Below are 21,082 nucleotides of genomic sequence, written 5' to 3' on the forward strand. Positions count from 1 at the left end.
GCGATGCTCGTCGGCGCCGTCTTCTTCCCCCTGCTGGGTGCCAGCATCGCGGGCTTCTTCGGCCGCTGGATCGGCGACCGGGCCGCGCAGTGGGTGACCGTGGCCTGCATGGCGCTGGCCGCGGCCTGCGGCATGACCGCCTTCGTGCAGGTGGCGCTCGGCCATGCGCCGGCGACGGTCGAGATCCTGACCTTCCTCGACGTCGGCGGGTTCGAGGTCTCCTGGGCGCTGCGCTACGACACGCTGTCGGCCGTGATGGTCGGCATGGTCACGCTGATCTCGACGCTGATCCACATCTACAGCGTCGGCTACATGCACCACGACCCGACGACGCCGCGCTTCTTCGCCTACCTGTCGCTCTTCACCTTCATGATGCTGATGCTGGTGACGGCGGACAACCTGGTACAGCTCTTCTTCGGCTGGGAAGGCGTCGGCCTCGCGAGCTACCTCCTCATCGGCTACTGGTACGAGAAGGAGAGCGCCTGCGCCGCGGCGATGAAGGCCTTCATCGTCAACCGGGTCGGCGACGTCTTCTTCATGCTCGGCCTGGCGCTGACCTTCTGGGTGTTCGGCTCGGTCGAGTTCAACGCGATCTTCGCCGCCATCGACCAGCATAAGGACGCGACCTTCGCCGGACTGCCCGCCTATGAGGTGATCTGCGTCCTGCTGTTCCTCGGCGCCTGCGGCAAATCGGCGCAGCTCGGCCTGCACACCTGGCTGCCGGACGCGATGGAAGGGCCTACGCCCGTCTCCGCGCTGATCCACGCGGCGACGATGGTGACGGCTGGCGTCTTCCTCGTCGCGCGCATGTCGCCGGTGTTCGAATGGGCGCCCGGGGCGCTCGCCCTGGTCACGGTCGTCGGCGCGTCGACGGCCCTGTTCGCGGCGACGATCGGCTGCGTGCAGAACGACATCAAGCGCATCATCGCCTATTCGACCTGCTCGCAGCTCGGCTACATGTTCTTCGCGGCCGGCGTCGGCGCCTACCAGGGCGCGATCTTCCACCTGTTCACCCACGCCTTCTTCAAGGCGCTGCTCTTCCTCGGCGCGGGGGCGGTCATCCATGCGATGAGCGAGGAGCAGGACATCCGCAAGATGGGCGGCATCTGGCGCAAGATCCCCGTCACCTACGCGGTGATGTGGATCGGCTCGCTCGCGCTGGCCGGCGTGCCCTTCTTCGCCGGCTACTATTCCAAGGACTTCGTCCTGGAAGCCGCCTTCGCGGCGCATTCCGGCGTCGGCATGTACGCCTTCGTCTGCGGGCTGCTGGCGGCCTTCCTGACCGCCTTCTACTCCTGGCGCCTGATCATCCTGACCTTCCACGGCGCGCCGCGGGCCGATGCGCACACGATGGAGCACGTGCACGAAAGCCCGGCGGTGATGCTGGTGCCGCTGCTGGTGCTGGCCGCCGGCGCCATCGCGACCGGCGCTGTCTTCGCCCCGCACTTCATCGGCCATCACTGGGAGCAGTTCTGGAACGGCGCCATCGTCAACGCGCCGCACAACCACATCATGCACGCGGCGCACGAGGTGCCGTCCTGGGTGCCGCTCGCGCCGACCGTGGTGGGGCTCTCCGGCATCGCGCTCGCCTACCTGCTCTACATGGCGATGCCGGGCGTTCCGGCGAAGCTCGCCGCGACCTTCGGCGGCCTGTACCGGTTCCTGCTGAACAAGTGGTACTTCGACGAGCTGTACGACTTCCTCTTCGTCCGCCCGGCGCGTCGCCTCGCGCGCATGCTGTGGCAGACGGCCGATGCCCGGATCATCGACGGCGTGCCGAACGGGGCGGCGGCGATCGCGGCGGATGTCGCGCGGGGCGCGGTGCGCCTGCAGACCGGGCGCGTCGCCAACTACGCCTTCGTCATGATCGCGGGCCTCGCGGTCTTCGTCACACTGCTCGTCTTCGGAGCCGCCCGATGAACGCCGCCGGCTTTCCGCTTCTCAGCCTGCTGACGTTCCTGCCGCTGGCCGGCGCCGTCTTCATCCTGACGCTGCGGGGCGATGAGAAGGTCATCGCCGCCAATGCCCGCTGGGCGGCGCTGTGGACAAGCCTGATCGTCTTCGCGCTTTCGCTGATCCTCTGGTTCCGCTTCGACAAGGCGGACCACGGCTTCCAGTTCGTCGAGCGGCTCGACTGGCTGACCGACTTCGGCATCACCTACCACATGGGCGTGGACGGCATCTCGGTGCTTTTCATCCTGCTCTCCACGCTGCTGACGCCGATCTGCATCCTCGCCTCCTGGGAGTCCGTGCAGACCCGCGTGCGGGAATACATGGTCGCCTTCCTGGTGCTCGAGACGATGATGGTCGGCATGTTCGCCGCGCTCGACTTCATCGTCTTCTACGTCTTCTTCGAAGGCGTGCTGATCCCGATGTTCCTCATCATCGGCGTCTGGGGCGGCAAGCGGCGGGTCTACGCATCGTTCAAGTTCTTCCTCTACACGCTGCTCGGCTCCGTGCTGATGCTGCTGGCGATCCTGCTGCTGTGGTACCGCGCGGGCACGACGGACATCCCGGACCTGATGCGCCACGCCATTCCGCCGGGGCTGCAGACCTGGATCTTCCTGGCCTTCTTCGCCTCCTTCGCGGTGAAGGTGCCGATGTGGCCCTTCCACACTTGGCTGCCGGATGCGCATGTGGAAGCCCCGACCGCGGGCTCCGTCATCCTGGCCGGCGTGCTGCTCAAGATGGGCGCCTACGGCTTCCTGCGCTTCAGCCTGCCGATGCTGCCGCATGCGAGCGCTGACTTCGCGCCCTTCATCTACGTCCTGTCCATCGTCGCCATCGTCTACACCTCGCTCGTTGCGCTGGCGCAGGAGGACATGAAGAAGCTCATCGCCTATTCCTCCGTGGCGCATATGGGCATCGTGACGCTCGGCATCTTCACCTTCTCGGTGCAGGGGCTGTCGGGCGCGCTCTTCACCATGCTCAGCCACGGCGTCGTCTCGGGCGCGCTCTTCCTCTGCGTCGGCGTGCTGTACGACCGCGTCCATTCGCGGGAGATCGCGCGCTACGGCGGGGTCGCGAAGATCATGCCGGCCTATGGGCTGGTCTTCATGCTCTTCACCATGGCCTCGGTCGCGCTGCCGGGCCTCGCGGGCTTCCCCGGCGAATTGCTGGTGATCGTCGCGGCCTGGAAGGTGAACGCCTGGGTCGCCTTCGGCGCGGCGCTCGGCATGATCCTCGGCGCCGCCTACGCGCTCTATCTGTACAAGCGCGTCGCCTTCGGACGGGTCACCAAAGACGACCTGCGCGGCCTGCTCGACATGTCGCCGCGGGAACACGCGGTGTTCGCCCCGCTGGTCCTGCTCGCGATCTGGATGGGCGTCTATCCGCAATCCTTCCTCTCCTTCTTCGAAGCCTCGGTGACCGCGCTCGTCGTGCGGCATGAGGCGGCGCTCGGTGCCGCGCGCCTGGCCGCAGGGATGTGATCCGATGAACTGGACCCTCGCCCTGCCGGAGCTCGCTCTCGCGCTGTCCGGCCTCGCCATCCTCGGCATCGGCGTCCTGCCGAAGCGCAACACGCATTTCGCCTGCGCCATGGCCGCCGTCGGCGCGCTGCTGCTCGCCGCGGCGCTGACGCTCGGCACGCCGGAAGGCACGGCCTTCGGCGGGCAGTTCGTCTCCGACGGCTTCGCCCGCTTCTCGAAGGTGCTGGTGCTGCTCGGTGCCGCCGCCGGCATCGTGCTGGCGATCGACTTCAACGCGAAGGAAGGGCTCGACCGCTTCGAGTATCCGGTCCTGCTGCTTTTCGCGACGCTCGGCATGATGGTCATGGTCTCGGCCAACGACCTGATGTCGCTCTACATCGGGCTCGAGCTGCTCTCGCTGAGCCTCTATGTCGTCGCCGCCTTCAACCGGGACGACGAACGCTCGGCGGAAGCGGGGCTGAAGTACTTCGTGCTCGGCGCGCTCGCCTCAGGCCTGCTGCTCTACGGCTCCTCGCTCGTCTACGGCTTCACCGGCACGACGAATTTCGACCGCATCGCCGATGCGCTGACCGATCCGTCCAAGGCGAGCCCGGGCCTCATCGTCGGCCTCGTCTTCGTCATCGTCGGCTTGGCCTTCAAGGTCTCGGCCGTGCCCTTCCACATGTGGACGCCCGACGTGTATGAGGGCGCGCCGACGCCGGTCACCGCCTTCTTCGCCGCCGCCCCGAAGGTCGCGGCCATCGCGCTGTTCGCGCGCGTGCTGGCTGGGCCCTTCGGCGACCTGTCCGGCCAGTGGCAGCAGGTGATCGTGCTGATCGCGCTGCTCTCGATGGTGCTCGGCGCCTTCGCCGCCATCGGGCAGCAGAACATCAAGCGGCTGATGGCCTATTCCTCGATCGGCCATGTCGGCTACGCGCTGGTCGGCCTCGCCGCCGCCTCGGAAGCGGGGCTGCGCGGGGTACTTGTCTACATGGCGATCTACCTGCTGATGAACCTCGGCGCCTTTGCCGTGCTGGTTGCGATGCGCCGCCAGGGCCGCGCGGCGGAGCGGGTGGACGACCTCGCCGGGCTTGCGAAGACCGACCTCGGCATGGCGGTCTGGATGGCGATCTTCATGTTCTCGATGGCCGGGATCCCGCCACTCGCCGGCTTCTTCGGCAAGATGTTCGTCTTCAAGGCGGCGGTCGATGCGGGGCTGTGGACGCTCGCCATCGTCGGCATCCTCTCCTCCGTCGTCTCGGCCTTCTACTACCTGCGCATCGTCAAGGTGATGTTCTTCGACGAGACGGCCGGCGCGCTCGACCCGCGGCCCGCGACCGTCTCCTTCGTCATGGCGGGGTCGGGTCTCTTCACCGCGCTGTTCTTCCTCTGGCCCGCGCCGCTCGTCGCCGCGGCGCAGGCCGCGGTCGCAGCCCTTCTCGGGTGATCCCTCCGCCGTTCAGGCTGGAGGCGCATGAGAGCCTGCCCAGCACCTCCGACCTGCTCGCCGCCCGCGCGGCGGCGGGGGAGGCGGAGGGCCTCGCGATCCTCGCCCGCCGCCAGACCGCCGGGCGCGGCACCCAGGGGCGCGCCTGGGAAAGCCCGCCGGGCAACCTGCACATCTCCATCCTGCTCCGCCCCGCGGCGCCGCTGGCCGAGGCGCCGCGCTGGGGGCTGCTCGCCGCCGTGGCGCTGGCCGATGCCGCGGCCGCGCTGCTGCCGCCGGGTGCGCCGCTGGCGCTGAAATGGCCGAACGACCTGATGTTCGGCGACGCGAAGGCCGCCGGCATTCTGGCCGAGGCGGTGGGGGAGGGTGCGGCGATCGCCTGGCTCAGCCTGGGGATCGGCGTGAACCTCTCCCACGCGCCCTCGGTGCCGGGCCGCGCCACGGCCTGCCTCGCGGATGCCGGAATCGCCCCGCCCGCGCCGGAGGCCTTCGCCGCAGGGCTGCTCGCGGCCATCGCGCGGCGCCGGGCGCAGTACGCCGCGCAAGGCTTCGGCCCCATCCGGGACGCATGGCTGGCCCGCGGCCCGCGGCCCGGTGCGCCCCTTTCCATCACCCGGGGCGGGGCGGCATTCAGCGGGACTTTCGCGGGCCTCGCCGAGGATGGCAGCCTGCTGCTCGCGACGGCGGACGGGGTCCGCGCGATCGCCTCGGGGGAGGTCGCCTGAGCCATGCTGCTCGCCATCGATGCCGGCAACACCAATGTCGTCTTCGCGGTCCATGACGGGCGCGAATGGCGCGGCCGCTGGCGCATCGCGACGCGCGCCGACCGGACATCGGACGAATACGCGGTCTGGCTGCTCGCGCTGTTCCAGCATGTCGGGCTCAACCCGAACGACATCCATCGCTGCGTCATCGGCACGGTCGTGCCGGCCGCGCTGTACAACCTCCGCCGCGTCTGCCGCGACTGGTTCGACACGGAACCGCTGATCGCGCGCTCGACGCTCGACTGGGGCTTCGAGATCCGGGTCGACCAGCCGAGCGAGGTCGGCGCCGACCGCCTGCTGAACGCGCTGGCGAGCCACCACCACTACAAGGGCCCGCTCGTCGTCATCGATTTCGGCACGGCCACCACCTTCGACGTGGTGGACGCTGACGGCGCCTATCTCGGCGGCGTCATCGCGCCGGGCATCAACCTGTCGATCGAGGCGCTGCACAAGGCGGCCGCCCGCCTGCCGCGCATCGGCATCGGCCGGCCGCAGGCCGTGATCGGCCGATCCACCGTGCCGGCCATGCAGTCCGGCATCTACTGGGGCTATGTCGGGCTGATCGAGGGCATTGTCTCCCGCATCAAGGCGGAGTACGGCAAGCCTCTCAAGGTCATCGCGACGGGCGGCCTCGCGCCGCTCTTCGCCGAAGGCACCCTTGTCATCGAGAAGACCGACCCCGACATCACCCTCGAGGGTCTGAGGCTGCTCTCCGACCGCAACCCCGTGCCCGTCTTCCACCACAGCGCGCTGCGCGACCCCCTGAGATCGGAATCCGACTGAACACGATGATGGACCCGATGGGCGACCTCGCCTTCATTCCGCTGGGCGGGACCGGCGAGATCGGCATGAACCTCAACGTCTATCGCTGCGACGGCGCGCTGCTCGCGGTCGATTGCGGGATCGGCTTCGCCGGATCGGAAGCGCCGGAGGTCGATGTCATGGTCCCCGACATCGCCTGGCTGGCCGAACGGCGCGACAAGCTGCTGGGCCTCGTGATCACCCATGCGCATGAGGACCATATCGGCGCCGTCGTGCACCTGTGGCGCCAGATGCGCTGCCCGGTGCACGCCACGCCCTTCGCCGCCGCGGTGCTGACGCGTAAGCTGACCGAAGCGGGGATGCTGCAGGAGGTGCCGCTCGTCACCGTCCTTCCGCGCAGCCGCTTCACCCTTGGCCCCTTCGGCTGCGAATTGCTGCCCGTCGCGCATTCCATCCCGGAGGCGCAGGCGCTGGTGCTGCGCACGCGGCACGGCATCGTGCTGCACACCGGCGACTGGAAGCTCGACCCCGACCCGCTGATCGGCCCCCGCACGGATGAGGCCGCCTTCGCCGCGCTGGGCGAGGAAGGCGTGCTCGCCATGGTCTGCGATTCCACCAACGCCATGGTGGAAGGCCATTCGGGCAGCGAGGCCGATGTCCGGCGCAACCTCGCGGCGCTGGTCCGCGGCATCAAGGGGCGCATCGCCGTCACGGGCTTCGCCTCCAACGTCGCGCGCCTCGAATCGATCGCGCTCGCGGGCCGTGCGGCGGGGCGGCAGGTCTCGCTGTTCGGGCGTTCGCTCCGCAACATCGAGGCCGCGGCGCGCGACTGCGGCTACCTCAAGTCCGTCCCCCCCTTCGTGCCGGAGGAGGAAGCCGGCTACCTGCCGGATGAGGAGATCCTGCTGATCTGCACCGGCAGCCAGGGCGAGCCGCGATCGGCCATGTCCAAGATCGCCGAGGACACGCACCCCAACATCGCGCTCGGGGAGGGGGATACGGTCATCTTCTCCTCCCGCCGCATCCCGGGGAACGAGAAGGCGATCCAGCGCGTCCAGGACGGGCTCGCGCGGCGCGGCTGCCAGGTGATGACGGATGAGGACCACATGGTCCATGTCTCCGGCCACCCGGCGCGGGACGAGCTGAAGCGGCTCTATGCGCTGGTGAAGCCGCGCCATGCCGTGCCGGTGCATGGCGAATGGCGCCACCTGCAGGAACATGCCGCCCTGGCGCGTGAATGCGGCAGCGTGCCGCACCTGGTCGAGGATGGCGACGTGCTGCGCCTGTCGGGCAACCGGCCGGAGGTGGTGGAGGGCGTGCCGACCGGCCGCCTGGCGGTCGATGGGGACCGCCTGCTGCCGATGGATGGCGCCGTCATCGCCGCCCGCCGGCGCATGCTTTTCAACGGCGTGGTGATGGCCTCCTTCGCCGTGGACGGGCAGGGCAGGGTGCTTGGCGACCCGCAGGTCTCGGCCCCCGGCCTGTTTGACAGCGGCGACATCGAGCCGGGCGCGATCGCGGGAGAGCTCCGCCGCGCCGTGTCCGAGATGCCCGCGGCGCTGCGGCGGGAGGATGACGCGCTGCGCGAAGCCGCCCGCAGCGCCCTGCGCAAGGCGGTCGGGCGCCGGCTGCGCAAGCGGCCGACGGTCGAAGTCCACCTTCTGCGCGTCTGATCGCGCGCCCCCCCTGGCAGGACCGGCGGGGGCGGTGCACATGCAGGCCATGACAATCTTCACGGGAATCATCGTCTACCTGCTGATCTGGTGGACGGCCTTGTTCTGCGTCCTGCCCATCGGCACGCGGCCCGATGCGGAGGGCGATCCCGCCGCGGGGGGCTGGCGCGGGGCGCCTGTCGCCGCGAATCTGGGCTGGAAGGTGCTGGGGACGACCGTGCTGTCGGCGGTCCTGTGGCTCGGCGTCTGGCTGATGGTGGAGAGCGAATGGCTCTCCTTCCGGACCGGCATCCTGGCTCGGCCAGGGCAGTGATTACGGATAAGGCAAAGTCTGGGCGGGATGCGAAGGGACTGCGCAGTTATTGGCTGGAAGCCGCTTTTTTGATCTGTTCCAGCCGGCTTTTTCGTTGTCCGACACCCCGCCCCACGGCATCTTCAATTCCAGGAAGAGTTTGGTTCTCTTCCTGCCGTGTGACTGGCGTTTCCTCCCTAAACTTGGGCCGCGACCTTCGGGGCGCGGCCCTTTCTTTGTCTTAACGACCCCTGCTTGCCGCCACAAGGCGAAAATGAGCAAGCGGCGCCGTTGCTTGAACGAAAATTTCGTGATTCGGCGACGTCGCGCATGATTGCTTGCGATGCCGCAGCGGTTCCCGCCCCCTTCCGGCGCCGCGCCCGGGCCGGTAGGTTCCGCGCCCATCCGATGCCCCTCGCCACGTAAGGACCGCCCGTGCGCCTGTCCCGCGCCTTCCTGCCCACGCTGAAAGAGACCCCGGCCGAGGCGCAGATCGCCTCCCACCGCCTGATGCTGCGCGCGGGGCTGATCCGCCAGACCTCCGCCGGCATCTATGCCTGGCTGCCCGCGGGCCTGCGCGTGCTGCGCAACATCGAGCAGATCGTGCGGGAGGAGCAGGACCGCGCCGGCGCCCAGGAAATCCTGATGCCGACGATCCAGCCGGCCGAGCTCTGGCGCGAATCCGGCCGCTACGACGACTACGGCAAGGAGATGCTGCGCCTTCGCGACCGGCATGAGCGGGAGATGCTGTTCGGCCCGACCAACGAGGAAATGGTCACCGACATCTTCAAGGGCTTCGCCAAGTCCTACCGCGACCTGCCGCGCAACCTGTATCACATCCAGTGGAAGTTCCGTGACGAGGTGCGCCCTCGCTTCGGCGTCATGCGCGGCCGCGAATTCCTGATGAAGGACGCCTATTCCTTCGACCTGACGCGGGAAGCCGCGCAGCATTCCTACCGCCAGATGTTCCTTGCCTACCTGCGCACCTTCCAGCGCATGGGCCTGACCGCGGTGCCGATGCGCGCGGATACGGGCCCGATCGGCGGCGACCTCTCCCACGAATTCATCATCCTGGCCGAGACGGGCGAGAGCGCGGTCTTCTACGACGCTGCCTACGAGACCACGGACTGGGCCGGCGCCGGCGTGTCCTTCGACGACGTGGATGGCCTCAAGGCCTTCTTCGCGCGCGTGACCGGAACCTACGCCGCGACCGAGGAGATGCACGACGCCGCCGCCTGGGCCGCGGTGCCCGAGGCGCGCCGGCGCGAGGGCAGGGGCATCGAGGTCGGCCACATCTTCTACTTCGGCACCAAGTACAGCGCCGCGATGGGGCTTTCCGTCGCCGGGCAGGACGGCACGGCCGTAGTCCCGGAGATGGGCTCCTACGGCATCGGCGTCTCCCGCCTGGTGGGCGCGCTGATCGAGGCCAACCACGACGAGGCCGGCATCAAGTGGCCCGACGCCGTCGCCCCCTGGGCCGCCGCGATCCTCAACCTTCGCCCCGGCGACGCGGCGACGGATGCGATGTGCGAGGACCTCTACGCGCGCCTCGGAGACGCCGCCGTCTATGACGACCGTGCCGCGCGCGCGGGCGAAAAATTCGCCGATGCGGACCTGATGGGCTTCCCCTGGCAGGCGATCGTCGGGCCGCGCGGCGCGGCGGCGGGGAAGGTCGAACTCAAGCGCCGGGCCACCGGCGAGCGGGCGGAACTCTCGGTCGAGGACGCGATCGCGCGGATCCGCGGCGGCTGACCCCCGCATGTTCGACGCCTTCGAGCGCGCCGTCGCCTTCCGCTACCTGCGCGCGCGCCGGGGCGAGCGATTCGGCTCGCTGATCGCGTTGTTCTCGCTGCTTGGCATCATGCTCGGCGTGGCGACGCTCATCATCGTCACCTCGGTGATGAACGGCTTCCGGCAGGACCTGATGGGGCGGATCATCGGGCTGAACGGGCATCTGGCCATCGAGCCCGAGCGCGGCCGCGCGCTGCCCGACCCGGCTTCGATCCTCGCCCGCCTCGGCGCCGTGCCCGGACTGGTGCAGGCGGCGCCGGTGGTCGAGGGCCAGGTGCTGCTCAGCACCGCGACGGGCGGCGCGGGGGCGGCGCAGCTGCGCGGCCTGCCGCCGGAGGCGCTGGCAGGACGCGAGGTCATCCAGCGCGGCCTGCGCTTCGGCGACATGGCGGGCTTCGGCGCGGAGGACGGCGCCATCATGGGCGCGCGGCTCGCGCAGCGGCTGCGGCTCTCGGTGGGCGACACCTTCACTTTGCTGCTTCCTCAGGCGCGCGGCGGCGACTTCACCGCCGCGCCGCGCCAGCGCAGCCTGATGCTGCTCGCCACCTTCGATGTCGGCATGCCGGAGGTCGACGGGCGCAGCCTGTTCGTCCCGCTGGCGACGGCGCAGGGGCTGTTCGGGCTGGAAGGCGCCGTGACGCAGGTCGAACTCCTGCTCGACGACCCGACCCGCATCGCCCCCGCGCGCGCCGCCCTGCGCGCCGCGCTGGATGGCCAGCCGCTGCGCATCGTCGACTGGCAGTCGGCCAACAGCGCGATCTACGCCGCGGTGCTGGTCGAACGGCAGGTGATGTTCCTGATCCTGACGCTGATCGTGCTGGTCGCCGCCTTCAACATCCTCTCCTCCCTGACCATGCTGGTGAAGGACAAGGGGCGGGACATCGCCATCCTGCGCACCATGGGCGCGGGGCGCGGAGCGGTGCTGCGCATCTTCCTGCTGTGCGGGGCGGTGATCGGCTGCGGCGGGACGCTGGCGGGCCTCGGGCTCGGGCTCGGCATCGCGGCGAATTTTGACGGGCTGCGCGGGATGCTGGTCGCGCTGGAGGATACCGGGCTGTTCGGTGCCGAGCTCCGCTTCCTCATCGGCCTGCCCTCGGTGATCGAGGCGCGGGACGTCGCCGTCATCGCCGCGACCGGCTTCGGGCTGTCCATCGCCGCGACGCTCTGGCCGTCCTGGCGCGCCGCGCGCATCGATCCGGCCGAGGCGCTGCGCCATGGCTGAGGCCGGCATCTTCGGTGCCTTCGAACGCGCCGTCGCGGGACGCTACCTGCGGGCGCGGAAGGGCGAGCGCGCGGTCTCGCTGATCGCCGGCGCCTCGCTGCTCGGCATCGCGCTCGGCGTCGGCACGCTGATCGTGGTGCTGTCGGTCATGGGCGGGTTCCGGCAGGAATTGCTGGGGCGGATCCTCGCGCTGAACGGGCATCTCGGCATCGTCACGGAAGGCGCGCCGCTGACCAACTACCAGGAAGCCGCGGCGCGCATCCGCGCCATCCCGGGCGTGACGCTGGCCACACCGGTTGTGGAAGGCCAGGTGCTGGTCACGACCGATGCCGGTGCGTCCGCCGGCGGGCTGCTGCGCGGCATGGCGCCGGAGGAATTGCGCGCCCGGCCGATCATCGCCGGCAACATCCGCGCCGGCAGCCTGGCGGAATTCGGCGGGCGCGACGGCATCGCGATCGGCACGGTGCTCGCGCGCCGGCTCGATGTCCGCGCCGGCGACCGCATCACCCTGGTCTCCCCCGAAGGCCGCGTGACGGTGTTCGGCACGGTGCCGCGCGTGGCGTCCTATCGCGTCGCGGCGATCTTCGAGGTCGGGATGCAGGACTACGACGGGTCCTTCATCTTCCTGCCGCTCGAGGCCGCGCAGCTCTTCCTCCAGCGCCGCGGCGTGGCGAACCAGATCGAGGTGCATCTCGCCGACCCCGCCGCCGCCTGGACCGTGGCCGGGGCGATCCGCGCGGCGATGGCGCCGCAGCGGGTCACGCTGCTCGACTGGCAGCGCGCCAATGCCGGCTTCTTCCAGATCGTCGAGGTGCAGCGGAACGTGATGTTCCTCATCCTCGCGCTCATCATCCTGGTCGCCGCCTTCAACATCGTCTCCTCCCTGATCATGCTGGTGAAGGACAAGGGGCGGGACATCGCCATCCTGCGCAGCATGGGCGCGCGGCGGGGCGCGGTGATGCGCATTTTCCTGCTCTGCGGGGCCGCGATCGGCGGCCTGGGCACCGCCGCCGGCGTGGCGCTCGGCCTGCTGTTCTGCGCGAACATCGAATCGATCCGCCAGGGGCTGATCAGCCTGACCGGCACGGTGATCTTCGACCCTGAGATCTACTTCCTCACCCGCATCCCGGCGGTGGTCGACCCGTGGGAGGTGGCGCAGGTCGCCGGCCTCGGGCTCGGCCTCTCGCTGGTCGCGACCCTGTTCCCGAGCTGGCGCGCCGCGCGGCTCGACCCGGTGGAGGCGCTGCGCCATGAGTGAACCGCCGCTGCGGCTCGCCGCCGTCGAGCGCCGCTACCGGACCGAGGCGGGCGAACTGCCCGTGCTGCGCGGCGCCGACCTCACCCTCGCGGCGGGGGAGATTGTGGCCCTCGTCGCCCCCTCCGGCACCGGCAAGTCGACGCTGCTGCACCTTGCGGGGCTGCTCGAGAAGCCGGACGGGGGCGAGGTCTATGTCGAGGGCCGCGCCGCCGGGACGCTCTCGGACGATGCGCGCACGGCGATCCGCCGCGCGACGATCGGCTTCGTCTACCAGTTCCACCATCTGCTGCCGGAATTCACGGCGGAGGAGAACGTCGCGCTGCCGCAACTCGCCGCCGGCGCGGCACGCGGTGCGGCGCGCGACCGCGCACGCGGCCTGCTCGCCGCCTTCGGCCTGACGGGGCGGGAGGATCACCGGCCGGGCAAGCTTTCGGGCGGGGAGCAGCAGCGGGTCGCGATCGCGCGGGCGCTGGCGAACCAGCCGCGCGTGCTGCTGGCGGACGAGCCGACGGGCAATCTCGATGTCGGCACGGCCGACCGGGTCTTCGCCGAGTTGCTGGACCAGGTGCGCCACCACGGCGTCGCGGCACTGATCGCCACGCACAATCCGGAGCTCGCGCGGCGGATGGACCGGATCGTGACGCTGCGGGAGGGCAGGGTCGTCGAGGGCTGAACGCGGCCCGGCGGCAACATCCGATCACACCGGCCCAGTGTGATCGCAGTTCGTGCCGAAGCGCTGGAGGCTTCCGGGGGAGGAAATCCGAACAGCCGTGCCCGGCAACTCGCCTCCTGGACTACCCGGCGAGCAGGATCATCACGCCCACCGAGGCCATCGCCGCGCCGCTCGCCCGCACGAAGACGTCGCGCCGCGCCAGGCCGCGCGCCGCGAAGAAGCCGAGCGCATGCAGCGCCACCGAGGCGGCGAGCATGCCGAGCGCGGTGAGAAGCGGCGCACCGCCGATCTCGACCCCGTGAACCGACCCATGCACCAGCCCGAACAGGGCCGCGGCGGGAAAGGCGATCCCCGCGCGGACGCGCGCCGTGATGGCGACCATCACGCCGAGCACCACCAGCGTCCCGGCCACAGTCTGCTCCAGCGGAGGGATCGCCGCGGCGACGCCGAGCCCGATGCCGACGGCCATGCCGCCCAGGAAGCAGGCCGGCAGCGCCCAGGGGCGCGGCAGCCCGCCCCGCGCCGCCCAGATGCCGATCGCGACCATGGCGAGCAGGTGGTCGATGCCGAGCAGGGGGTGGACGAAGCCCGCCCCGAAGCCCAGGACGTGGCCGCCATGGGCAAGCGCCGGGCCGGCGGAAAGCAGCGTCGTGACAAGCGCGGCGGCGCTGAGGGCGAAGCGGGTCATCGGGAGTCCTCGTCGTTCCGGGCCCATCCTGGCAAGCCCCCCGAAGGCCGACAAGCGCGGAGGATGGTATGCTCCGACGTCCCCCCGAGTCCGCCATGACAGACGCCCGATCCTTCATCCATTTGCACGTGCATTCCGCCTATTCGCTGAGCGAAGGGGCGATCAAGGCCGAGAAGCTCGCGAGCCTGGCGGCCGACAACGGCATGCCGGCGGTCGCGCTGACCGACAGCGCGAACATGTTCGGCGCGCTGGAATTCGCCGAGGCCTGCGCGAAGAAGGGCGTGCAGCCGATCATGGGCTGCCGGCTGTTCCTCACCCGCGCGGCCGCCGACCCGGACAGGCCGGAACTCCATCGCCTGATGCCCGAACCGCTGGTGGCGCTGGCGATGGACGGGATGGGGCTCGACAACCTGCAGCGGCTCTCCTCGAAGGGCTTCCTGCGGGACGATCCCTCGGGCCGGCCCGCCGTCACGCTGGACCTCCTGGCCGAACACGCGGCGGGGCTGTTCCTGCTGACCGGCGGCACACAGGGCATGATCGCGCGGCTGGTGGGCGAAGGGCGCCGCGACGCGGCGGCGCGCATCCTCGACGCGCTGCGCGAAGCCTTCCCGGACCGGCTGGCGGTCGAACTGCATCGCCACGGTCTGCCGCAGGAAAAGGCGATCGAGGCCGGGCTGCTGTCCCTGGCCCAGGCGCGGGACCTGCCCATCGTCGCCGCGAACGACGTGTATTTCGCGAAGCGGGAGATGCATGAGGCGCATGACGCGCTGCTCTGCATCGCCGAGGGCCGCACCATGGCCGAGCGCGACCGCCGGCGCGTGACGCCCGAGCATTGGTTCAAGCCGGCCGAGGCGATGCGCGCCCTGTTCGCCGACCTGCCGGACGCGGCCGACAACACGCTCGCCATCGCCCGCATGTGCGCCGTGATGGCCGAGCAGAAGAAGCCCGAACTGCCGGTCTGCCCCAAGGTGAAGCCCGGCATGACCGAGGCCGAGACGGTGCGGTCCATGGCCGCCGAGGGGCTCGAGCGCCGGCTCGACGCCATGCGTCCCGTGCCGGATGAGGCGACGCGCAAGACCTATCGCGACCGGCTCGACTACGAGCTCTCGGTCATCGAGAAGATGGGCTTCTCGGGCTACTTCCTGATCGTCGCGGACTTCATCCAATGGGCGAAGGCGCAGACGCCGCCCATCCCGGTGGGACCGGGGCGCGGTTCGGGCGCGGGGTCGGTTGCCGCCTGGGCGCTGCTGATCACCGACCTCGACCCGCTGCGCTTCGGTTTGCTGTTCGAGCGCTTCCTCAACCCCGAGCGCGTGTCGATGCCCGACTTCGACATCGACTTCTGCCAGGACCGCCGGGACGAGGTGATCCGCTACGTCGTCAACGAATACGGCGCCGACCGCGTCGCGCAGATCATCACCTTCGGCAAGCTGCAGGCGAAGGCGGCGGTGCGCGACGTGGGCCGCGTGCTCGGCATGCCCTATGGCCAGGTGGACAAGATCGCCTCCCTGATCCCGTTCAACCCGGCCAAGCCCGTCGGACTCGCCGAGGCGATCGCGGGCGAGCCGCGGCTGCAGGAGATGCGCGATTCCGACGAGCAGGTGGCGCGCCTGCTCGACATCGCCCAGCAGGTCGAAGGGCTGTACCGCAACGCCTCCACCCATGCGGCCGGCGTGGTCATCGGGCGCAAGCCGCTGGTCGAGATCGTGCCGCTCTATCGCGACCCGCGCTCCGAGATGCTCGTGACGCAGTACTCGATGAAGTACGCGGAAGCCGCGTCGCTCGTGAAGTTCGACTTCCTCGGGCTCAAGACCCTGACGGTGATCGAGCGCGCGCTCGCGATCCTGAAGTCCCAGGGGATCGAGGTCGACATCGCGGCGATCCCGCTCGATGACCCCAAGACCTACGCCATGCTCGCCAAGGGCGACGCGGCGGGGGTGTTCCAGTTCGAAGGGCAGGGGATGCGCGACTGCCTCCGGCAGATGCGCGCGAGCCGGTTCGAGGACCTAGTCGCGGCGGTGGCGCTCTATCGCCCCGGCCCGATGGCGAACATTCCGGCCTATTGCCAGCGCAAGCTGGGCGAGCCCTGGGAATCCCCGCATCCGGCGATCCACCACATCCTGGCCGAGACCTACGGCATCATGGTCTACCAGGAACAGGTGATGCAGATCGCGCAGGACCTGGCCGGCTATTCGCTGGGCGCGGCCGACCTGCTGCGCCGCGCGATGGGCAAGAAGATCCGCGCCGAGATGGAGAAGCAGCGCGCCATCTTCTGCGACGGCGCGACCGCCCGCGGCGTCGAGGCCGCCAAGGCCGGCGAGATCTTCGACCTGATGGAGCGCTTCGCCGACTACGGCTTCAACAAGAGCCACGCGGCGGCCTATGCGCTGGTGTCCTACCAGACGGCCTGGCTCAAGGCGAACCATCCGGTCGCCTTCCTCGCGGCGTCGATGACGCTCGACCTGTCGAACACCGACAAGCTCGCGGGCCACATGCAGGAGGCCGCGCGCGTCGGCATCCCCGTGCTGCCGCCGGACATCAACCGCTCCGGTGCCGATTTCCGGGTGGAGGAGACGGCCGAGGGCAAGCCCGCCATCCGCTTCGCGCTGGCCGCGGTGAAGCGGGTGGGGGAGGCGGCGATGAAGGACCTGGTCGCCGCCCGCGGCGGGCAGGCCTTCGCCTCGCTGGCCGAATTCGCCGCCCGCGTGGAGCCGCGGCTGCTCAACAAGATGCAGATCGAGAACCTGGCCCGCGCCGGCGCCTTCGAGTGCCTGGAGAAGAACCGCGCCAAGGTGATGGCCGGGGCCGAGACGATCCTGCGCCGCGCGCAGGCCAGCGCGGAGGAGCGCGGCAGCAACCAGATCGGCCTGTTCGGGGCGGATGCCCAGCGCAACGAGCCGCTGCGCCTGCCCGACGTTCCGGACTGGCCGCTGCTGGAGCGGCTGACGCATGAGGCCGAGGCGGTCGGCTTCCACCTCTCGGCCCATCCGCTGGACACCTACCGGAGGGCGCTTCAGCGCCTGGGCGTCACCCCATCCGCGCAGATCGCGGATCGCGCGCGGTCGGGCTCGGCGCGGCTCAAGCTCGCCGGCACGGTGGTGAACGCGAAGGAACGCACGACCAAGACCGGCAGCCGGATGGCCTGGGTGCGGCTGTCGGACACCCAGGGGTCATACGAGGTGACCTGCTTCTCCGAAGTGCTGAACCGGTCGCGCGACCTGCTGGTGGAAGGCAAGGCCGTGCTGGTGACGGCCGAGGCGCGGATGGAAGGCGAGGCGCTGCGCCTGACCGCGAACGACGTCGAGAGCCTGGAGAAGGCCGCGTCCGGCGTCGCGGGCGGCATCCGGCTCTGGCTCGAGGAGATCGCCGCGATCGACCCGATCCGCGTGCTGCTGGAACGCGAAGGCCGCGGGCGCGGCCGCGTGGTGCTGGTGCCGCGCACCGGGCCGGGGCAGGAGGTCGAACTCGCCCTGCCGGGCGGCTTCAATGTCGGCCCGCGGCTAATGCAGGCGATGAAGGTGGTCCCGGGGGTATCGCAGGTGGAGGAGATCTGACCTCGCGCGGCAGTTGCATCGGCATGGGGAAGCGTTGATCCTCACGTTTCGGTGTTGTGCTGTTCCCGGGAGTTGAGCGCCTCGATGCGCGGTCTTGTCTTCGCCTGTCTCGCCTGCTTTCCCGTTCTTCTCCCCGCCCAGGCGGAGGCGCAGGCGAGGCCGCGCGCCGGCCAGCCCGCCGCTGCTGCCGCCGGCTTCCCGGTGCGGGCGATCGAGGTGCAAGGGAACACGATCTACGGGACGGAGGAGCTGCTCGCCTACGCCACGGGCTTCGTGCAGCAGCAGCAGGGGGATGTGACCCTGCCCGCGATCGCCGCGGCGATCGAACGGCTCTATCGCGAGGACGACTATTTCCTCGCCAGCGTCACGCCGCTGTACGACCCCGCGACCGGCGCCGCCCGTCTGGTCGTCGACGAAGGCGGCGTCCAGTACCTGGAGGTTCTCGGCGTCGAGGAAGCGATCGGCGCGCGCATCGCCGGTTATATCCGCCCCGTGCTGACCGGCGCGCCCCTGCGCATGGCGGAATTCGAGCGGGCGCTGATGCTCGCCGGCGACCTTTCCGGCGTGCAGGTGCGGGCCGAATTCCGGCGCGACCCGGCGACGGGGGCGAACCAGCTGATCATCCACGCCAGCGCCAGGCGCTACCGCATCAGCGCGCTGATCGACAACACGCCGCGGCAATCGGCGGGCAACGCCTTCGTCAGCCTCGAACTCTATTCCGCGCTGACGGCGGGCGACATGGTGCGGCTCGTGGTCGGGGCGAGCGGCCGCACGGACTGGTCGGATGGCGGCGGCAACATCGCGGGCTTCTACCGCGCGCCGATCGGCACCGCGGGCACCTATGTCGAGGTGTTCGCCGCGAACACCGTCTACGGCCGGGATTCCGGCGGGCAGCTGACCGATTGGCGCCAGCAGCGCGGCGCCAACGCGATCGCGCTGGTCGGCCATCCCGTGCTGCGGGATCTCGACGAGTTCCTCTACGTCATGGCCGAGTACGACTATGCCGAGATCGATTTCGGCGGCGGCGGGGCAGGGCGCGACCGTTCGAACACCGGGCGGCTGATGGCCTACTACACGCGCATCGGCAGCGGCGGCGTGACCTTCCGGGCCGGGTTCACCGCCTCGGCCGGCGCGGCGGACAGCACGCGCGACCCGAACGTCGAGCCGAATTTCTGGCACCTGCGCGGCGTGCTCGGCGTGGTGGTGCCGCTGACCGACATCGCCGAGGGCCTCGCGCTGCGCATGGAGGGCTATGCGCAATTCAGCCCCTATACGCTGCCCGAGACGGAGCGCTTCTACCTCGGCGACCGCGACCGCATGCGGGGCTACGAGATCGGCGACCTGACGGGCGACAGCGGGGTGATCGGAACCTTCGAGCTCAGCCGCCACTTCGCGGTCGATGCGCGGTACCTGCAGGCCGTCGCGCCGTCGCTGTTCTTCGACATCGGCATGATCCAGCGGAACAACGACTTCCCGGCGGTGCCGCGGCTGGGGCCGGACGGGGCACGGGTGGGCTATTCGAGCGCGGTGCTGGCCTCGACCGGCATCGCGGCGCGGGCCTTCCTACCGGATGGCTTCGTGCTGTCGGGCTGGGCCGCGCTGCCGTTGTCGGAGGATGGCCGCGGGTCGTATCTGAGCCCGACCTTCTACGCGCGACTGACCAAGACCTGGTGACGAAGGGGATGCGGCGATGAAGAGGCTGCTGTTGGCGACGGTCTCCGCGCTGCTCGCGCTGGGTCCCCAGGCGGCGCAGGCGGCCGGCGGCAGCAACGGCCAGGGCAACCGCTTCGGCTGGTGCCAGGGGGTGGGCAATCCGCATGGCGGCACCTGCGGCGGGTCGCGCCCGGGGATGATTCCGGATGCCGGGCAGACGCACCAGCCGGTCCCGACGACGACGCAGCAGCCTCGGCCGCCACAGGTCCAGCCGCCGCCCCTGCATGTTCAATTGCCGCCGACGAGCGTGCCGGGCGTGGTCAGCGGCGGGGCGCGGCCGCCGATGCAGGTGCCGCCGGTGGTGCAGCAGACCCCGGTGCTGCAGCGCGTGCCTGTGCCGCCCGGCGGCGCGCAGACGCCGCCGCAGCCGATCGTCGCGCCACCCCTTCCGGGGGGCGGCACCGGCCAGCCAACGCCGGGTGTGATCGTGCCGGGGGGAGGGACCCCGCCCATGGTCGGCTCGCAACCCCAGGTGCCGCCCCTGCCGGGGCGGACGCCGCCGCAGCCGCCCGCCCAGTTTCCGCCGCCGCGCCAGCCGCCCAACCAAGTGCCGCCGCTGGCGGTGGTGGTCGCGCCCGTGCCGCAGCAGCCGATCGTCTCGGGCGGTGGCGGCGGCGTGCCGATGCCGCAATCCGTGCCCGTGATCGTTCCCGTTCTCGTGCCGCCGGTGCCAGGCGGTGGAGTCCCGATGCCACAGGGCCAGCCGCCGGGGCGCCAGCCGCCGCAGGTGGCGACGCCGTATCTGGTGCCACCGGTGCCCGGTGGTGGTGGAGTCCCGGTTCCACAGGGGCAGCCGCAGGGGCGGCAGCCGCCGCAGGTTGCGACACCGAATCTCGTGCCGTCGGTACCGGGCGGTGGTGGTCCGGTTCCACAGGGTCAGCCGCCGGGGCGCCAGCCGCCGCAGGTCGCGACGCCGTATCTGGTGCCGTCGGTGCCGGGTGGTGGTGGTGGCCCGGTGCCGCAGGGCCAGCCGCCGGGGCGCCAGCCGCCGCAGGTCGCGACGCCGTATCTGGTGCCGTCGGTGCCGGGTGGTGGTGGAGGCCCGGTTCCGCAGGGTCAGCCCCCTGGGCGCCAGCCGCCGCAGGTCGCGACGCCGTATCTGGTGCCATCGGTGCCGGGTGGTGGTGGTCCGGTGCCGCAGGGCCAGCCGCCGGGGCGCCAGCCGCCGCAGATCGCGACACCTTATCTTGTGCCAACGGTGCCGGGTGGCGGTGATCCGCCGAGGCCGCCCTATGCCATTCCGGTGCCCATGCTTGTCGGGCCGACGATCGTGCGCGGAGAGCCGCTCGATCCGCCGCCGATCCGGTCTGGCGGCCCCGGTCCGGTCCTGCTGCAGACGCCGCCGACGACGGTGAACCAGGCGATCGCGCCGCGGCCGCGGCCCAATCCGCAGGGCGGCGGCGTGCTCGTCCCGGGCGAGCCGACGATTCGCATCGGGCGGGAGCCCGCGGCGGATGGTGCCGTGGCGCCGCGCTTGATCACCCGGGCGCCGGGGCGGCAGCCGTCCCATGACGTGCCGCATTTCGAGGCGGGGCCGGAAGGCGGGGCGTGGAACTGCCTTGCGAGCGGCCACAGCATGCGGCGGCACATCGATGAGCGTGGCTTGGAGTCCGTCAGCGGCACGATGCCTGCGATGGTCGTGGCGACGATGATGTTCCGCGACGTGCCTGCGCTTCACGAGAGCCACACGGAGTGCCTGGTGAGCGTCCATCGCCGGCCAAGGACGGTGGTGAACCGGTAGCCAGGCGCCTCGGCAATGATTTATTTTCCATAATATACCTTATGCGGCAATCATCCATGACCCCGCGCCACCCTTCGCCTTCGGCGCGGTGATG

15 protein-coding genes are annotated in these 21,082 nt (G+C 70.5%); 14 read left to right on the plus strand and 1 reads right to left on the minus strand.

Annotated elements, in window-relative coordinates; translation table 11 throughout:
* The first annotated feature begins 3 nt into the window (after positions 1-3).
* The 11 genes from nuoL to J5Y09_RS03185 all read left to right on the plus strand — a co-directional run bounded on the left by nuoL (position 4) and on the right by J5Y09_RS03185 (position 13,292).
* Positions 4-1,920, plus strand: coding sequence for an NADH-quinone oxidoreductase subunit L (gene nuoL, locus J5Y09_RS03135; protein WP_209350287.1), 1,917 nt, complete (start codon positions 4-6; stop codon positions 1,918-1,920).
* A complete protein-coding gene (locus tag J5Y09_RS03140) occupies positions 1,917-3,431 on the plus strand; it encodes an NADH-quinone oxidoreductase subunit M (RefSeq protein WP_209350288.1) in 1,515 nt (504 codons plus the stop codon). The genes nuoL and J5Y09_RS03140 overlap by 4 nt, the downstream gene beginning before the upstream one ends.
* Before the next feature lie 4 nt (positions 3,432-3,435).
* The gene (nuoN, locus tag J5Y09_RS03145) at positions 3,436-4,857 is read left to right on the plus strand and encodes an NADH-quinone oxidoreductase subunit NuoN (protein ID WP_209350289.1); all 1,422 of its coding nucleotides are present in this window, start codon (positions 3,436-3,438) and stop codon (positions 4,855-4,857) included.
* Complete coding sequence (locus J5Y09_RS03150) at positions 4,854-5,582, plus strand: biotin--[acetyl-CoA-carboxylase] ligase (RefSeq protein WP_209350290.1); 729 nt, start codon at positions 4,854-4,856, stop codon at positions 5,580-5,582. Before nuoN ends, J5Y09_RS03150 begins: the two co-directional genes overlap by 4 nt.
* Before the next feature lie 3 nt (positions 5,583-5,585).
* Positions 5,586-6,404 (plus strand): type III pantothenate kinase, encoded by an 819-nt coding sequence (locus tag J5Y09_RS03155; protein WP_209350291.1) that lies wholly within the window; start codon positions 5,586-5,588, stop codon positions 6,402-6,404.
* A gap of 5 nt (positions 6,405-6,409) precedes the next feature.
* Positions 6,410-8,056: a ribonuclease J gene (locus J5Y09_RS03160; RefSeq protein ID WP_209350292.1), complete on the plus strand. Its 1,647-nt coding sequence runs from the start codon at positions 6,410-6,412 to the stop codon at positions 8,054-8,056.
* Positions 8,057-8,096: 40 nt separating this feature from the next.
* A complete protein-coding gene (locus J5Y09_RS03165) occupies positions 8,097-8,369 on the plus strand; it encodes a DUF1467 family protein (RefSeq protein ID WP_245216789.1) in 273 nt (90 codons plus the stop codon).
* 414 nt (positions 8,370-8,783) lie between these two features.
* Complete coding sequence (proS, locus tag J5Y09_RS03170) at positions 8,784-10,100, plus strand: proline--tRNA ligase (RefSeq protein ID WP_209350293.1); 1,317 nt, start codon at positions 8,784-8,786, stop codon at positions 10,098-10,100.
* A gap of 7 nt (positions 10,101-10,107) precedes the next feature.
* A complete protein-coding gene (locus tag J5Y09_RS03175; RefSeq protein ID WP_209350294.1) occupies positions 10,108-11,361 on the plus strand; it encodes a lipoprotein-releasing ABC transporter permease subunit in 1,254 nt (417 codons plus the stop codon).
* Positions 11,362-11,368: 7 nt separating this feature from the next.
* Positions 11,369-12,619 carry a lipoprotein-releasing ABC transporter permease subunit gene (locus J5Y09_RS03180; protein WP_209350519.1) on the plus strand — a complete coding sequence of 417 codons (1,251 nt, stop codon included), beginning with the start codon at positions 11,369-11,371 and terminating at the stop codon, positions 12,617-12,619.
* Positions 12,612-13,292 (plus strand): ABC transporter ATP-binding protein, encoded by a 681-nt coding sequence (locus tag J5Y09_RS03185; protein WP_209350295.1) that lies wholly within the window; start codon positions 12,612-12,614, stop codon positions 13,290-13,292. The genes J5Y09_RS03180 and J5Y09_RS03185 overlap by 8 nt, the downstream gene beginning before the upstream one ends.
* Positions 13,293-13,413: 121 nt before the next feature.
* Here J5Y09_RS03185 and J5Y09_RS03190 read toward each other — a convergent pair whose 3' ends face one another.
* Positions 13,414-13,980, minus strand: a complete 567-nt coding sequence (locus J5Y09_RS03190) for a HupE/UreJ family protein (protein ID WP_209350296.1) — start codon at positions 13,978-13,980, stop codon at positions 13,414-13,416.
* A 95-nt stretch (positions 13,981-14,075) separates the two neighbouring features.
* Here J5Y09_RS03190 and dnaE point away from each other — a divergent pair, with 95 nt between their 5' ends.
* The 3 genes from dnaE (at position 14,076) to J5Y09_RS03205 (ending at position 20,988) form a co-directional block, all read left to right on the plus strand.
* Positions 14,076-17,534 (plus strand): DNA polymerase III subunit alpha, encoded by a 3,459-nt coding sequence (dnaE, locus tag J5Y09_RS03195; protein ID WP_209350297.1) that lies wholly within the window; start codon positions 14,076-14,078, stop codon positions 17,532-17,534.
* An 84-nt stretch (positions 17,535-17,618) separates the two neighbouring features.
* Positions 17,619-19,208, plus strand: a complete 1,590-nt coding sequence (locus J5Y09_RS03200; protein ID WP_209350298.1) for a ShlB/FhaC/HecB family hemolysin secretion/activation protein — start codon at positions 17,619-17,621, stop codon at positions 19,206-19,208.
* A 16-nt stretch (positions 19,209-19,224) separates the two neighbouring features.
* The gene (locus J5Y09_RS03205; RefSeq protein WP_209350299.1) at positions 19,225-20,988 is read left to right on the plus strand and encodes a hypothetical protein; all 1,764 of its coding nucleotides are present in this window, start codon (positions 19,225-19,227) and stop codon (positions 20,986-20,988) included.
* The last annotated feature ends 94 nt before the right edge of the window (positions 20,989-21,082 follow it).

Source organism: Roseomonas nitratireducens (assembly GCF_017813355.1).
Lineage (GTDB): Bacteria > Pseudomonadota > Alphaproteobacteria > Acetobacterales > Acetobacteraceae > Neoroseomonas > Neoroseomonas nitratireducens.

Excerpts from the sequence above, each read along its gene's own strand:
- nuoL (WP_209350287.1), top strand. The coding sequence starts at position 4 with ATGCTCGTCGGCGCCGTCTTCTTCCCCCTGCTGGGTGCCAGCATCGCG.
- J5Y09_RS03140 (WP_209350288.1), top strand. The coding sequence starts at position 1,917 with ATGAACGCCGCCGGCTTTCCGCTTCTCAGCCTGCTGACGTTCCTGCCG.
- nuoN (WP_209350289.1), top strand. The coding sequence starts at position 3,436 with ATGAACTGGACCCTCGCCCTGCCGGAGCTCGCTCTCGCGCTGTCCGGC.
- J5Y09_RS03155 (WP_209350291.1), top strand. The coding sequence starts at position 5,586 with ATGCTGCTCGCCATCGATGCCGGCAACACCAATGTCGTCTTCGCGGTC.
- J5Y09_RS03160 (WP_209350292.1), top strand. The coding sequence starts at position 6,410 with ATGATGGACCCGATGGGCGACCTCGCCTTCATTCCGCTGGGCGGGACC.
- J5Y09_RS03165 (WP_245216789.1), top strand. The coding sequence starts at position 8,097 with ATGCAGGCCATGACAATCTTCACGGGAATCATCGTCTACCTGCTGATC.
- J5Y09_RS03175 (WP_209350294.1), top strand. The coding sequence starts at position 10,108 with ATGTTCGACGCCTTCGAGCGCGCCGTCGCCTTCCGCTACCTGCGCGCG.
- J5Y09_RS03185 (WP_209350295.1), top strand. The coding sequence starts at position 12,612 with ATGAGTGAACCGCCGCTGCGGCTCGCCGCCGTCGAGCGCCGCTACCGG.
- J5Y09_RS03190 (WP_209350296.1), bottom strand. The coding sequence starts at position 13,980 with ATGACCCGCTTCGCCCTCAGCGCCGCCGCGCTTGTCACGACGCTGCTT.
- dnaE (WP_209350297.1), top strand. The coding sequence starts at position 14,076 with ATGACAGACGCCCGATCCTTCATCCATTTGCACGTGCATTCCGCCTAT.
- J5Y09_RS03200 (WP_209350298.1), top strand. The coding sequence starts at position 17,619 with ATGCGCGGTCTTGTCTTCGCCTGTCTCGCCTGCTTTCCCGTTCTTCTC.
- J5Y09_RS03205 (WP_209350299.1), top strand. The coding sequence starts at position 19,225 with ATGAAGAGGCTGCTGTTGGCGACGGTCTCCGCGCTGCTCGCGCTGGGT.